Annotated in this window: 12 protein-coding genes and 1 tRNA gene; 10 read left to right on the top strand and 3 right to left on the bottom strand. The window is 68.2% G+C overall.

The window, feature by feature from the left end:
• The first annotated feature begins 45 nt into the window (after nucleotides 1–45).
• The 7 genes from OO68_RS23340 (at nucleotide 46) to OO68_RS23310 (ending at nucleotide 7,980) form a co-directional block, all read left to right on the top strand.
• On the top strand, nucleotides 46–534 hold the full coding sequence (locus OO68_RS23340; protein ID WP_033310619.1) for a PaaI family thioesterase: 489 nt from the start codon (nucleotides 46–48) through the stop codon (nucleotides 532–534).
• Nucleotides 535–656: 122 nt separating this feature from the next.
• Entirely contained in the window at nucleotides 657–1,529 is an 873-nt protein-coding gene (locus OO68_RS23335; protein ID WP_033310617.1) for a trypsin-like serine protease, read from the top strand.
• A gap of 741 nt (nucleotides 1,530–2,270) precedes the next feature.
• Complete coding sequence (locus OO68_RS23330) at nucleotides 2,271–3,500, top strand: branched-chain amino acid ABC transporter substrate-binding protein (protein ID WP_033310615.1); 1,230 nt, start codon at nucleotides 2,271–2,273, stop codon at nucleotides 3,498–3,500.
• 140 nt (nucleotides 3,501–3,640) lie between these two features.
• Nucleotides 3,641–4,570 carry a branched-chain amino acid ABC transporter permease gene (locus OO68_RS23325; protein WP_033310613.1) on the top strand — a complete coding sequence of 310 codons (930 nt, stop codon included), beginning with the start codon at nucleotides 3,641–3,643 and terminating at the stop codon, nucleotides 4,568–4,570.
• Between the two features lie 4 nt (nucleotides 4,571–4,574).
• Nucleotides 4,575–6,389, top strand: a complete 1,815-nt coding sequence (locus tag OO68_RS23320; RefSeq protein ID WP_033310611.1) for a branched-chain amino acid ABC transporter permease — start codon at nucleotides 4,575–4,577, stop codon at nucleotides 6,387–6,389.
• 5 nt (nucleotides 6,390–6,394) lie between these two features.
• A complete protein-coding gene (locus OO68_RS23315; protein ID WP_033310609.1) occupies nucleotides 6,395–7,267 on the top strand; it encodes an ABC transporter ATP-binding protein in 873 nt (290 codons plus the stop codon).
• Nucleotides 7,264–7,980 carry an ABC transporter ATP-binding protein gene (locus OO68_RS23310; RefSeq protein ID WP_033310606.1) on the top strand — a complete coding sequence of 239 codons (717 nt, stop codon included), beginning with the start codon at nucleotides 7,264–7,266 and terminating at the stop codon, nucleotides 7,978–7,980. Before OO68_RS23315 ends, OO68_RS23310 begins: the two co-directional genes overlap by 4 nt.
• Nucleotides 7,981–8,051: 71 nt before the next feature.
• On the opposite strand, the gene OO68_RS23305 is transcribed toward OO68_RS23310, so the two are convergent.
• Nucleotides 8,052–8,708, bottom strand: a complete 657-nt coding sequence (locus tag OO68_RS23305; protein WP_033310604.1) for an ANTAR domain-containing response regulator — start codon at nucleotides 8,706–8,708, stop codon at nucleotides 8,052–8,054.
• 102 nt (nucleotides 8,709–8,810) lie between these two features.
• Here OO68_RS23305 and OO68_RS23300 point away from each other — a divergent pair.
• A tRNA-Leu gene (locus tag OO68_RS23300) sits at nucleotides 8,811–8,885 on the top strand.
• A gap of 106 nt (nucleotides 8,886–8,991) precedes the next feature.
• The gene (locus tag OO68_RS23295; protein WP_033310602.1) at nucleotides 8,992–9,738 is read left to right on the top strand and encodes a helix-turn-helix domain-containing protein; all 747 of its coding nucleotides are present in this window, start codon (nucleotides 8,992–8,994) and stop codon (nucleotides 9,736–9,738) included.
• 5 nt (nucleotides 9,739–9,743) lie between these two features.
• On the opposite strand, the gene pyk is transcribed toward OO68_RS23295, so the two are convergent.
• The gene (pyk, locus tag OO68_RS23290; protein WP_033310597.1) at nucleotides 9,744–11,165 is read right to left on the bottom strand and encodes a pyruvate kinase; all 1,422 of its coding nucleotides are present in this window, start codon (nucleotides 11,163–11,165) and stop codon (nucleotides 9,744–9,746) included.
• Nucleotides 11,166–11,342: 177 nt separating this feature from the next.
• The gene (locus OO68_RS23285; protein WP_033310595.1) at nucleotides 11,343–12,053 is read right to left on the bottom strand and encodes an SIMPL domain-containing protein; all 711 of its coding nucleotides are present in this window, start codon (nucleotides 12,051–12,053) and stop codon (nucleotides 11,343–11,345) included.
• Nucleotides 12,054–12,215: 162 nt separating this feature from the next.
• Between OO68_RS23285 and OO68_RS23280 the strand changes: the two genes are divergently transcribed.
• The gene (locus OO68_RS23280; RefSeq protein WP_033310593.1) at nucleotides 12,216–14,012 is read left to right on the top strand and encodes a bifunctional metallophosphatase/5'-nucleotidase; all 1,797 of its coding nucleotides are present in this window, start codon (nucleotides 12,216–12,218) and stop codon (nucleotides 14,010–14,012) included.
• The last annotated feature ends 8 nt before the right edge of the window (nucleotides 14,013–14,020 follow it).

Raw genomic sequence — 14,020 nt, 5'->3', positions numbered from 1 at the left:
GTGATACAGGCAGCCGAGTGACGAGGACGAACGGAGCCGGGCCCGATGGGTGAGCAGCAGCATGTGAAGTTCCCGCAAGAGGTCATCGACGAGTACGCCGCGCTCGGCGTGGACCTCCTGGCCCTGTTCTCCGCGGGCCACCTCGGCAACCGGATGGGCGTCCAGATCTCCGAGGCGTCGGCGGACCGGGTCGTCGGCACGATGCCGGTGGAGGGCAACACCCAGCCCTACGGACTGCTGCACGGCGGGGCCTCCGCGGTGCTGGCCGAGACCCTCGGCTCGATCGGATCGATGCTGCACGGCGGCAGCTCCAAGATCGCCGTGGGCGTCGACCTGAACTGCACCCACCACCGCGGGGCGCGCTCCGGGCTGGTCACCGGCGTGGCCACGCCCGTGCACCGGGGGCGCTCGACGGCCACGTACGAGATCGTGATCACCGACGAGAACGACAAGCGGGTCTGCACCGCCCGGCTCACCTGCATGCTGCGCGACGTGCGGCCGGGCGACGAGGAGCTCATCCGCTCCGCGGGCTGATCCGGACGTAGGGAAAACCCTGGAGGGGCGGGCGCGCTCTTGTCGCGACCGTCCCGCGGGCCTTTCACTGGCGCTCCCCCCCCCACAGGAGAAGACCCGTCCCACCCGCAGAAGGGTTTCTCTTGACCTCCGTACGCGTCCTCGCCGTCACCGCGGCGGCCTGCGCCACCGTGCTCGCCACCGCGCTGCCGTCCTCCGCCATCAACTCCTACAACGCCGCACCCGCCCCCGAACGCACCGAGGTCGGCGCGCTCGTGGCCACCTGGGACGACGACGGCGACCCCGCCACCCCCGACCGGGCCGACTGGGTCTGCTCCGGCACCATGATCGACGCGGACACCTTCCTGACCGCCGCGCACTGCACATCGGACTGGCCCGACAACGTGCGCTTCTACGTCTCCCTCGACCAGGACGTGCAGTCCGGGCTCGACGCGGCGGCGAAGAAGTACCCGGGCGACCCGGCCGCACAGGCCGCGGCCGTCGCCGTCCGGGGCACCGCCCACAGCCACCCCGCCTACCCGGGGCCCGCCGCCGACACCCACGACATCGCGGTGATCCAGCTGCCCGCCGCCGACGTCAAGGCCCGCTGGAGCTTCACCCCGGCCACCCTGCCCACCGCCGACCAGCTCGGCAAGCTCGGCCCGCAGGGCCTGAACGCCACCGACTGGCTCGTCGCGGGGTACGGCACCCAGGAGGCCGTCAACGGCCCCGGCGGCCAGACCCACCCCGGCGGCGGCGTCCGGATGAAGGCACCCGTCACCTTCAACGCCCTCAACGACTCCTGGGCCCGGCTCGCGATGACCGCGCCCCAGGGCAACGGAGGCGCCTGCTACGGCGACTCGGGCGGCCCCAACTTCGCGACCATCGGCGGCAGAAGCATCCTCGCCGCCACCACCATCACCGGCGACACCCCCTGCTACGCGACCAACGTGACGTACCGCCTGGACACGCCCGGCGCCCGCGCCTTCCTCTCGCCGTTCGTGAAGCTGCCGTGACCCGTAACCCGTGACGCGTGACTCCGCAGGCCCGTGGATGTGACGCCGAGATCCTCGGCGCCGAGGCCCGCGCCACCGCCCGCACGGCACGGCCGGCCGCCCCGCCGTACCCCGCACTCCACGGGAGCGGCGGGGCACCGGCCGTACCGAACCGGCCAACTCAGTTAATGTTCACCGGAGTCGGAGAGTGCACTCCAGCAACTCCCTGCGAAACAAAGCTCGTTCCGGTTGACCGCGTCCACCGAAGACCTCGGATACATCCCTCGGCCACACCCCGCAGCCACACCCCGGAAACACCCCTTCCGATTCCCCGGCACTCCCCCCGGGCCGCCGCCCGCCCCTTTTCCCGGCGTAACGCTCCGTAACGCGGACGCAATACAACGCGCGGATTCATCTCCGGCCGCGCTCTCGGCCCGGGAGCTTTCCGATCTCTTCCGGCCGCAGCCGGGCCGAGTACCGCACGATCTCAGCCATGGCCAACCGGAAGTGCGGGTTCTCAGAATGCGGACCTCGGCGAAAGTCCACCAAACCCGTCGAGAGGGCCCGCCGCCGAGACCGGGCATCCACCCCGTCATAACAAGAAAGTCACAAGCGAGCCCGCGCCGCTGTCCCTGCCCTTACCCCGGGCTTAGAGTCACGGCCAGTCACCGCCTCCATCGGGAGTTCGGTACCAGCGCGGCACTCACCCCCCGACCAGGGCGGGGCCTGCCTGTGAAAGGACTGATTGTGCGACAGCGTTCCTTGGTGATTCTTACCTCCGTTCTCACGACCGGAGCTCTGACTCTCACCGCCTGCGGCTCCCGAGACGACAGCGGTGACAAGGGCGGAGACAACGGGAGCGGCACCACGCTGACCATCGGCGTCGACGCCCCCCTCTCCGGTGAGAACTCCACCACCGGCCTCGGCATCCAGTACGGCGCCCAGATCGCCATCGACGACGCCAACAAGAACAACTGGGTCCCGGGCGTGAAGTTCAAGCTCAAGGCCCTGGACGACAAGGCGCAGCCCGCCACCGGCCAGACCAACGCCACCAACATCGTCGGCGACAAGACCGCCGTCGGCGCCGTCGGCCCGCTGAACTCCGGCGTCGCCCAGACGATGCAGCAGGTGTTCGCCTCGGCCAACATGGTCCAGATCTCCCCCGCGAACACGGCCCCCGAGCTGACCCAGGGCAAGAACTGGCAGTCGGACAAGAAGCGCCCGTTCAAGACGTACTTCCGCACCGCCACCACCGACGAACTGCAGGGCAGCTTCGCGGCCGGCTACGCGTACAACGGCCTCAAGAAGAAGAAGGCCTTCGTCGTCGACGACAAGCAGACCTACGGCGCCGGCCTGGCGAAGATCTTCAACGAGCAGTACAAGAAGCTCGGCGGCAAGGTCGTCGGCACCGACCACGTCAACACCGGCGACAAGGACTTCGGCTCCCTCGTCACCAAGATCAAGAACTCCGGTGCCGACCTGCTCTACTACGGCGGCCAGTACGACGAGTCCGCGCTGATCACCAAGCAGCTCAAGGACGCCGGCGTCAAGATCCCGCTGTTCGGCGGCGACGGCATGTTCGCCACCACCTACATCGAGGCCGCCGGCAAGTCCTCCGAGGGCGACCTCGCCACCGCCATCGGCGTCCCCGCCGACACCCTGCCCGCCGCCAAGACGTTCATCCAGACGTACAAGGACAAGGGCTACAAGGGTGACTACGGCGCCTACGGTGCCTACGCCTACGACGCCACCACCGCCATCATCAAGGCCGTCAAGGCCGCGGCCGACGCCAACGGCGGCAAGGTGCCCACCGACATCAACGACCTGCGCTCCAAGGTCGTCGACGGTGTCCAGAAGTCCGACTTCGAAGGCCTCACCGGCAAGATCGCCTTCGACGAGTACGGCGACACCACCAACAAGCAGCTGACGGTGTACCAGGTCGAGAAGGGCGCCTGGAAGGCCGTCGAGACCGGCACCGCCGACCTGCAGTAGCACCGGCCCCCCAGCAAGCCTCACCACGGGCCGCGCGGAAGGAGGACCCCGACCGCGCGGCCCGTTTTCACACCCCCACACAGCACGCGACCACGCACGCATCCAGTGCACACGACCACCACCGACATGGAGGCCACGCGGTGAACACCCTGCCGCAGCAGCTGGCCAACGGGCTACTTCTCGGCTCGATGTACGGGCTGATCGCCATCGGCTACACGATGGTGTACGGCATCGTCCAGCTCATCAACTTCGCGCACGGCGAGATCTTCATGACCGGGGCCTTCGGCGCCCTCACGGTCTACTTCTACATCCTCCCCGACGGCACCTCGATGGCCCTCGCGGTACCGCTCATGCTCCTCGGCGGAGCCCTCGTCGCCATCCTCATAGCCGTCGGAGCGGAACGGTTCGCCTACCGACCACTGCGCGGAGCACCACGCCTGGCACCGCTCATCACCGCCATCGGCCTCTCCCTGGCCCTCCAGGAGGTCGTGCGCAACTTCTACCCCGGCGCCGACCGCGCCCGCGCCTTCCCCGGCCTCGACGCCACCCACGACATCGGCTCCGTCACCATCAAGGACGCCGACATCTTCCTCATCCTCGCCGCCGTCCTCTGCATGGCCGCCCTCGCCTTCTTCGTGCGCCGCAGCCGCACCGGCCGCGCCATGCAGGCCACCGCACAGGACCCCGACACGGCGCAGCTGATGGGCATCGACACCAACCGCATCATCGTCATCGCCTTCGCCATCGGCGGCTTCTTCGCCGCCGTCGCCGCCGTCGCCTACGGACTCAAGTACGGCAACGTCGACTACCGCATGGGCTTCCTGATGGGCCTCAAGGCCTTCACCGCGGCCGTCCTCGGCGGCATCGGCAACATCTACGGCGCCATGCTCGGCGGCGTCGTCCTCGGCGTCGCCGAAACCCTCGCCTCCGCCTACATCGACGAGATCCCGGGCATGCAGCAGCTCGGCGGCCAGAGCTGGGCCAACGTCTGGGCCTTCTGCCTCCTCATCCTCGTGCTCCTCTTCAGGCCACAGGGCCTGCTCGGCGAGCGCGTCGCGGACAGGGCGTGATCACATGACCGAGACGACCAAGACCCCGACGCCGGACGCCGTCCCCACCCCGACGCCCGCACTGCGCGGTCTCATCCCGCTGCCCACCGCGGCCGCCCGCGGCCTGCTGCTCGCCGGCGGCATCGCCACCGCCGCCTCCGCGTACCTCGCCTGGACCTGGACCGCGGAATTCCCCGGCGACCTCACCTACAACGGCTACCCCGGCGGCCTGCAGTGGCTGACCTTCACCGCCGGCGTCCTCACCGCCCTGTTCGCCCTCGCCTCCTACGGCGTCCGCGGACTCGGCTGGCTGCTGCCCGCCCGCAACAACGCACCGCTCGCCCTCACCGCCCTCGGCGGCTTCGCCGTCACCTGGTTCACCGTCATCGCCATCAGCACCAAACTCGGCGGCGTCGTCAACCTCGAACCCGGCGGCTGGCTCGCGGCCGTGGCCTCCCTGCTGCCCGTCATCGGCGCCTTCGCCCTCCCCCAGGAGCGCACCGGCACCGACAGCACCAAGGAAGCCGTCAAGGCCTACCTCGCCAAGCCCGAGCGCATCCCCGCCCCCCAGGCCACCGCGCCCTGGATCCAGCGGGCCGTCATCACCGTGGTCACCATCATCGGCCTCGGCGTCTTCACCTACGGCATCGACACCGAGTACGGCGAACTCTTCGTCGGCTACCTCTTCGTCGTCACCTTCGCCGTCTGGGCGCTGCACACCGCAGGCCTCCTCGACCGCTTCTCCGCACTCGTCGCCGGCAACCGCAGCTTCACCCTCGCCATGGGCTTCGCCGCGGCCATCGCCTTCCCCTTCACCCAGACCGACGACCACTACGCCAACATCGGCGTCAACATCCTGATCTTCGGGACCGTCGCCCTCGGCCTCAACATCGTCGTCGGCCTCGCCGGACTCCTCGACCTCGGATACGTCGCCTTCCTCGGCGTCGGCGCCTACACCGCCGCCCTCGTCTCCGGCTCCGAGTTCTCCACCATCTCCGGCGTCCACCTGCCCTTCTGGGCCTCCGCCCTGGCCGGCGCCGCCGCGTCGCTGATCTTCGGCGTCCTCATCGGCGCCCCGACCCTGCGCCTGCGCGGCGACTACCTGGCGATCGTGACGCTGGGCTTCGGCGAGATCTTCCGCATCGCCGTCAACAACATGGACGGCCAGTCCGGACCCGACGTCACCAACGGCCCCAACGGCATCCCCTCCATCCCCGACCTGAAGCTCCTCGGATTCAACTTCGGAGAAGCCCACGACATCGGCGGATTCACCCTGGGCCGCTTCGCCAACTACTACCTCCTGATGGTCCTCATCATGGCCATCGTCGTCCTGGTCTACACGCGTGCAGCGGACTCCCGCATCGGCCGCTCCTGGATCGCCATCCGCGAGGACGAGACCGCCGCCACCGCCATGGGCATCAACGGCTTCCGCGTCAAGCTCGTCGCCTTCGCCCTCGGCGCCGCCCTCGCCGGCCTCGCCGGCACCGTCAGCGCCCACGTCACCTACAGCGTCGTCCCCACGCCCTACCAGTTCGCCGGCTCCACCCCGCCCAACTCCGCGTTCCTCCTGGCCGCGGTCGTCCTCGGCGGCATGGGCACGGTCGCAGGACCCCTCCTCGGCGCAGCCCTGCTCTACCTCCTCCCCGAGAAGCTCGTCTTCCTCCAGGAGAAGTCACTCCTCGCCTTCGGCATCGCGCTCATCCTCCTGATGCGCTTCCGACCCGAAGGCATCATCGCCAACCGCCGGCGCCAGCTCGAATTCCACGAGACCGGCCAACTCGACGTACCCAAACAGACCACGCTGACCGACGAACCGGCCGTCACCAAGGCGGGGGCGTAACCAAGATGACCACACAGCCCACACCTGTACTCGAAGCACGCGGCGTCACGATGCGCTTCGGCGGCCTCACCGCCGTACGCTCCGTCGACTTCACGGTCAACGCCGGCGAGATCGTCGGACTCATCGGCCCCAACGGCGCCGGCAAGACCACCTTCTTCAACTGCCTGACCGGCCTCTACGTCCCCACCGAGGGCACCGTCTCCTACAAGGGCACCGTGCTCCCGCCCAAGCCCCACCTGGTCACCCAGGCCGGCATCGCCCGCACCTTCCAGAACATCCGCCTGTTCGCCAACATGACGGTCCTGGAAAACGTCCTCGTCGGACGCCACACCCGGACCAAGGAAGGCCTCTGGTCCGCCCTCCTGCGCGGCCCCGGCTTCAAGAAGGCCGAACGCCACAGCGAAGAACGCGCCATGGAACTCCTCGAGTTCATCGGCCTCGCCCACAAGCGCGACCACCTGGCCCGCAACCTCCCCTACGGCGAACAGCGCAAGCTCGAGATCGCACGCGCCATGGCCTCCGAGCCCGGCCTGCTCCTCCTCGACGAGCCCACCGCCGGCATGAACCCCCAGGAGACCCGGGCCACCGAAGAACTCGTCTTCGCCATCCGCGACAAGGGCATCGCCGTCCTCCTCATCGAGCACGACATGCGCTTCGTCTTCAACCTCTCCGACCGCGTCGCCGTCCTCGTCCAGGGCGAGAAGCTCGTCGAGGGCACCTCCGACATCGTCCAGGCCGACGAGCGCGTCATCGCCGCGTACCTCGGAGAGCCGTTCGAAGGCGACCCCGGCGAGGCCGAAGCCGCCGAGGTCGAGGCCGCCGAAGCCGCCGCCGACGCGACCAGCACCACCAGCAGCACCAAGGGAGAAGCCAAGTGACCGCACTCCTCGAAGTCGAGGACCTCCGGGTCTCCTACGGCAAGATCGAAGCCGTCAAGGGCATCTCCTTCAGCGTCGACGCCGGCCAGGTCGTCACCCTCATCGGCACCAACGGCGCCGGCAAGACGACCACCCTGCGCACCCTCTCGGGACTGCTCAAGCCCACCGCCGGAAAGATCCTCTTCGACGGCAAGCCCCTCAACGGGGTCCCCGCCCACAAGATCGTCTCTCTCGGCCTGGCCCACTCCCCCGAAGGCCGGCACATCTTCCCCCGCCTCACCATCGCGGAGAACCTCCAGCTCGGAGCATTCCTCCGCAAGGACAAGGAAGGCATCGAGAAGGACATCCAGCGCGCCTACGACCTCTTCCCCATCCTCGGGGAACGCCGCAAGCAGGCCGCGGGCACGCTGTCCGGGGGTGAACAGCAGATGCTCGCCATGGGCAGGGCCCTCATGTCCCAGCCCAAGCTCCTCATGCTCGACGAGCCCTCCATGGGACTCTCCCCGATCATGATGCAGAAGATCATGGCGACCATCTCCGAGCTGAAGTCCCAGGGCACGACGATCCTCCTCGTCGAACAGAACGCCCAGGCCGCGCTGTCCCTGGCGGACCAGGGCCACGTCATGGAGGTCGGCAACATCGTCCTCTCCGGCACCGGGCAGGACCTGCTCCACGACGAGTCCGTACGCAAGGCGTACCTGGGCGAGGACTGACGTCCCGGCCACTGCACCAAGTGGCCCGCGTCCCTTCCGTCGGGAAGGGACGCGGGCCTCTCGCTTCGCTCTCAGCCCTTGTTGGCCTTCTTCTCGTCGGCGTCCTGAATGACCGCCTCCGCCACCTGCTGCATCGACATCCGACGATCCATCGACGTCTTCTGGATCCACCGGAAAGCAGCCGGCTCCGACAGCCCGTACTCCGTCTGCAGGATCGACTTCGCCCGGTCCACCAGCTTGCGCGTCTCCAGCCGGAGCGTGAGGTCGGCGACCTCCTTCTCCAGCTCCTTCAGCTCCGTGAACCGCGAAACGGCCATCTCGATCGCCGGCACGACATCCGTCTTGCTGAACGGCTTCACGAGATACGCCATGGCACCCGCGTCCCGAGCGCGCTCCACGAGATCGCGCTGCGAGAACGCGGTCAGCATCAGCACCGGCGCGATGCTCTCCTCCGCGATCTTCTCCGCCGCGGAGATACCGTCCAGCTTCGGCATCTTCACGTCGAGAATGACGAGGTCCGGCCGGTGCTCCCGGGCCAGCTCCACCGCCTGCTCACCGTCACCGGCCTCACCGACGACGGTGTACCCCTCCTCCTCCAGCATCTCTTTGAGATCGAGCCGGATCAGCGCCTCGTCCTCGGCGATGACGACCCGCGTCGTCATCGGAGGCACGTGCGACTTGTCCTCTTCAGGCACGTCAACAGGCTGGGGCGACTCGGGGGCACTCACGTGGGCTCCTTGGTAGGGGCAGGCCGGTACTGCTCCCAAGAGCGTACCTAGCTGCGGTATGGTGGTCAGGCAGTGGGTCGAGGTCAACCTTGGATTCACCGGGCCCCGGTAGCCCAATTGGCAGCAGGCAATGGATTCAAAACCCATACAGTGTCGGTTCGAGTCCGACCCGGGGCACTTTTCCTTGTTTTCCAAGGTCACCCATTCGAAGCGGATGTCCACGTTCTCGTGAACATCCGCTTTTCGCTGCGTGTCGCCCTGAGGGCACTCCCACAGTGGCCTCATGTACGACGTCAGCACACGCAAGCGAGCCCTCGCACTGGTGGCCCAGGGCCGCAGCCTGAACTCGGTGAGCCGTGAAACGGGAATCTCACGGGCCGCGATCCGCTCCTGGCAGGGCCGCCTCGAACCGCGCCCCCGTATGGCGCAGCCAGACCCCGGACCACCGTCCGATCAATCCGCCTACGCATACTTGCTGGGCCTCTATCTCGGCGATGGCTGCATCAGCAGCAGCCCGCGCGGCACCGGCTACTACCTGAGGATCGCGTGCGCGAACGCATGGCCCGGCCTGATCGACGCCTGCGAAAGCGCGATGCGCGCCATCAACCCGACTGGGTGTGCCTCCCGCACGCAGGCTCAGGGATACGTCTCGGTGACCAGCTACAGCAGGCACTGGCCGCACCTCTTCCCCCAGCATGGCCCTGGCGTGAAACACGAACGCCGTATCGCCCTCGAACCCTGGCAGCAAGCCATCGTCGACGCCCACCCATGGGAGTTCATCCGCGGGCTCATCCACTCCGACGGCTGCCGGATCACCAACTGGACGACCCGGATCGTCGGCGGCGAGCGCAAGCGCTATGAGTATCCACGGTACTTCTTCACCAACCTCTCGGCCGACATCATCCGCCTCTTCACCGCGGCGCTCGACCAGGTGGGCGTCGAATGGAAGAAGGCCAACACACGCAACATCTCCGTCGCCCGCAAAGCCTCCGTCGCTCTCATGGACGCCCACGTCGGCCCCAAGTACTGACGTGGCTACTCCGCGATGTGGTGGACGCGGACCATGTTGGTCGAGCCGGAGACGCCGGGTGGGGAGCCTGCCGTGATGACGACCATGTCGCCCCTCTCGCAGCGGCCGGAGCGCAGCAGGAGCTCGTCGACCTGGTCGACCATCGCGTCGGTGGAGTCGACGCAGGGGCCGAGATAGGTCTCCACGCCCCAGGTGAGGGCGAGTTGTGAGCGGGTGGCCTGGTCGGGGGTGAAGGCGAGGAGGGGGATCGGGGAGCGGTAGCGGGAGAGGCGGCGGGCGGTGTCGCCCGACTGGGTGAAGGCGACGAGGAACTTCGCGCCGAGGAAGTCGCCGATCTCCGCCGCCGCACGGGCGACCGCGCCGCCCTGGGTGCGGGGCTTGTTGCGTTCCGTCAGCCGCGGGAGGCCTTTCGCGAGGATGTCCTCTTCCGCCGCTTCGACGATGCGGGCCATGGTGCGGACCGTCTCGATCGGGTGTTTGCCGACGCTCGTTTCGCCGGAGAGCATCACGGCGTCGGTGCCGTCGATGACGGCGTTGGCGACGTCGGAGGCTTCGGCGCGGGTGGGGCGGGCGTTGTCGATCATCGAGTCGAGCATCTGAGTGGCGACGATGACCGGTTTGGCATTGCGTTTGGCCAGTTTGATGGCGCGCTTTTGGACGATCGGCACCTGCTCCAGGGGCATTTCGACGCCGAGGTCTCCGCGGGCGACCATGATGCCGTCGAAGGCGGCGACGATGTCGTCGATGTTTTCGACGGCCTGTGGTTTTTCGACTTTGGCGATGACGGGGAGGCGGCGGCCTTCTTCGTCCATGATGCGGTGGACGTCCTGGATGTCGCGGCCGGTGCGGACGAAGGAGAGGGCGATGACGTCGAAGCCGGTGCGCAGGGCCCAGCGGAGGTCGTCTTCGTCCTTTTTGGAGAGGGCGGGGACGGAGACGGCGACGCCGGGGAGGTTGAGGCCTTTGTGGTCGGAGATCACGCCGCCTTCGAGGACGGTGGTGTGGACCCTGGGGCCGTCCACCGAGGTCACCTTGAGGCAGACCTTGCCGTCGTCGATGAGGATGCGTTCGCCGGGGGTGACGTCGTCGGCGAGGCCAGCATAGGTGGTGCCGCAGATCTGGCCGTCGCCTTCGACGCCGTCTTCGACCGTGATGGTGAAGGTGTCGCCGCGTTCAAGGAGTACGGGGCCTTCGGTGAAGCGGCCGAGCCTGATTTTCGGGCCTTGAAGGTCGGCGAGGAGGCCGACGCTGCGGCCGGTTTCGTCTGCGGCTTTGCGGACCCGGTGGTAGCGCTCCTCGTGTTCGGCGTGGCTGCCGTGGCTGAGGTTGAAGCGGGCTACGTCCATTCCGGCGTCGACCAGGGCTTTGATCTGGTCGTACGAGTCGGCGGCGGGTCCTAGGGTGCAGACGATTTTGGCTCGGCGCATGGGACGAGCTTATGAGTTACCGACTGGTAGGGAATGGGGCGGGCATGACCGCCCAACAGACTTTGCGTTAAGCGTTATTGACAAGTGTTGAATTGTGCGGTGGGGCGCTCCAATGAGCACCTAGGAGGAATTCGTTCATGTTTTCGGATATCCGCCCAGGGGGCCTGCCCGGGGGGCTTACAGCTGCGGCGGCACCATCGTGAAGCGGGCGTTGATCTGAGCGTGGACGCGCTGGCGCTGCGGTTCGAGGTCGAGGGGTGCCGGGGTGTCCTCGGCGGCGTAGGCGGCTGAGCGCATGCGGCCGGGGGCCTGGGGGTAGGCCGGCGGGGTGCTCTCGGCGCCGATGTCGGCGAGTTCGACGAGGGCGGAGAGGGTGGTGCCGAGGGCGTCGGCGTATTCGCGGGCGCGCTGGACGGCTTCGCGCACGGCCTTCTTGCGGGCTTCGCGGTGGGCGGGTGAGTCGGGGCGCAGGGCCCACCAGGGGCCGTCGACGCGGGTGAGGTCGAGGTCGGCGAGGCGGGTGGTCAGTTCGCCGAGGGCGGTGAAGTCGGTGAGTTCGGCGGTGACGCGGACGCTGCCGTGGTAGGTGCGGACGCGTTCGCCTCGGCCGTGTTTGGTGAGTTCGGGTGTGATGGAGAAGGCGCCGGTCTCCAGGCGTTCGACGGCGTCGCCGTAGGACTTGACGAGGTCGAGGACGCCGGCGTTGCGGCGGGTGAGGTCGTCGAGGGCGGAGCGGCGGTCGCGGCCGCGGGCGGCGACGGTGATGCCGATGCGGGCGATCTCGGGGTCGACTTCGAGGCGGGCTTCGCCGCGGACGGCGATGCGGGGGGCCTCGGGTGTGCCGTAGGGGACGGCGGGCTGGGAGGCGTCTGGGGTGGCCGCGGTCATACGCCCCACTCTGTCATGTCTGGGCTGTTTGGCTGCCGGGAGTCTTCAAGACCGAGTCATCAGATCGCAACCTGCCGGGTCTGTTGCGGCCGGTCATGGACGGGTCAGAATCTACGCGCGTTATCTACGCGCGTCGTTCACAGATTCCGCAGGGAGCCAGACATGCCGTTGAACCGCCGGAAGTTCCTGGAGAAGTCCGCCGTGACCGGGGCGGGGGTGGCGCTGGCCGGTGCGGTCTCGGCGCCGGGTGCGCGGGCGGCCGAGGCGAAGCGCGGGGCCAAGCGGTACGCGTTCACCGTGCTGGGGACGACGGACCTGCACGGCAACGTCTTCAACTGGGACTACTTCACGGACAAGGAGTTCGACGACAAGGACCACAACGACGTGGGCCTGGCGAAGGTCTCCACGCTCGTGAACCGGGTCCGCGAGGAGAAGGGCCGCCGCAACACGCTGCTCATCGACGCGGGCGACACGATTCAGGGCACGCAGCTGTCGTACTACTACGCCAAGGTCGACCCGATCACGGCCGTGGGCGGCCCGGTGCACCCGATGGCGCAGGCGATGAACGCCATGGGCTACGACGCGGCGGCTCTCGGCAACCACGAGTTCAACTACGGCATTCCGGTGCTGCGGAAGTTCGAGCAGCAGTGCCGTTTCCCGCTGCTGGGGGCGAACGCGCTGGACGCGAAGACGCTGCGGCCGGCGTTCGCGCCGTACAGCATGCACCGGCTGCGCACGCCGCACGGGCGGGACGTGAAGGTGGCGGTGCTGGGGCTGACCAACCCGGGCATCGCGATCTGGGACAAGGCGAACGTGCAGGGCAAGATGACGTTCCCGGGTCTGGAGGAGCAGGCGGCGAAGTGGGTGCCGAAGCTGCGGTCGATGGGCGCGGACGTGGTCATCGTGTCGGCGCACAGCGGTTCGTCGGGGACGTCGTCCTACGGTGACCAGCTGCCGTACATCGAGAACGCGGCGGGTCTGGTGGCGGAGCAGGTGCCGGGGATCGACGCGATCCTGGTCGGGCACGCGCACACGGAGATCCCCGAGTACTTCGTCACGAACAAGAAGACGGGCAAGAAGGTCGTGCTGTCGGAGCCGCTGAAGTGGGGGCAGCGCCTGACGCTGTTCGACTTCGAGCTGGTCTGGGAGAAGGGCTGCTGGAAGGTCGAGAAGGTCGGCGCGAAGGTCCTGAACTCCAACACCGTGGAGGAGGACCCGAAGATCACGAAGCTGCTCGGGGACGAGCACGAGAAGGTCGTGGCGTACGTCAACCAGGTCATCGGCACCAACGCGGCGGAGATGACGTCGGCCGAGGCGCCGTACAAGGACGTGCCGATCATCGATCTGATCAACCACATCCAGGCGGACACGGTCAAGCAGGCGCTGGCGGGGACGGAGCACGCCGCGTTGCCGGTGCTGTCGCAGGCGGCGTGCTTCTCGCGCAGTGCGCGGATCCCGGCCGGTGAGGTGACGATCCGGGACGTGGCGGGTCTGTACGTCTTCGAGAACACGCTGGAGGCGCGTCTGATGACGGGCGCGCAGATGAAGGCGTATCTGGAGTACTCGGCGAACTACTTCGTGCAGACCGCGCCGGGCGCCGCGGTGGATCCGGCGAAGCTGACGAACGCGAACGGCACGCCGGACTACAACTACGACGTGGTGAGCGGCCTGTCGTACGAGATCGACATCGCGAAGCCGGCCGGTTCGCGGGTGACGAATGTGCGGTTCGGGGGGCAGCCGCTGGCCGACGACGCGAAGTTCGTGTTCGCGGTGAACAACTACCGGGCCAACGGCGGCGGGAACTTCCCGCATGTCGCCGCGGCCCCGTTGCTGTGGTCGAACTCGGACGAGATCCGCAACACCATGATCGCCTGGGTGAAGGCGAAGGGGTCGATCGACCCGGCCGCCTTCGCGGCGGTGGACTGGAAGCTCACGCGGGAGGGCACGCCCGTCTTCTGAGGCAGGCG

The sequence above is a fragment of the Streptomyces iakyrus genome, assembly GCF_000717055.1.
GTDB lineage: Bacteria > Actinomycetota > Actinomycetes > Streptomycetales > Streptomycetaceae > Streptomyces > Streptomyces iakyrus.
This window is presented reverse-complemented; position numbering and strand designations above follow the sequence as displayed.

What these genes read in the sequence shown, in the direction of transcription:
- OO68_RS23340 (WP_033310619.1), top strand. Translation starts at nt 46, where the DNA reads ATGGGTGAGCAGCAGCATGTGAAGTTCCCGCAAGAGGTCATCGACGAG.
- OO68_RS23320 (WP_033310611.1), top strand. Translation starts at nt 4,575, where the DNA reads ATGACCGAGACGACCAAGACCCCGACGCCGGACGCCGTCCCCACCCCG.
- OO68_RS23315 (WP_033310609.1), top strand. Translation starts at nt 6,395, where the DNA reads ATGACCACACAGCCCACACCTGTACTCGAAGCACGCGGCGTCACGATG.
- OO68_RS23295 (WP_033310602.1), top strand. Translation starts at nt 8,992, where the DNA reads ATGTACGACGTCAGCACACGCAAGCGAGCCCTCGCACTGGTGGCCCAG.
- pyk (WP_033310597.1), bottom strand. Translation starts at nt 11,165, where the DNA reads ATGCGCCGAGCCAAAATCGTCTGCACCCTAGGACCCGCCGCCGACTCG.
- OO68_RS23285 (WP_033310595.1), bottom strand. Translation starts at nt 12,053, where the DNA reads ATGACCGCGGCCACCCCAGACGCCTCCCAGCCCGCCGTCCCCTACGGC.
- OO68_RS23280 (WP_033310593.1), top strand. Translation starts at nt 12,216, where the DNA reads ATGCCGTTGAACCGCCGGAAGTTCCTGGAGAAGTCCGCCGTGACCGGG.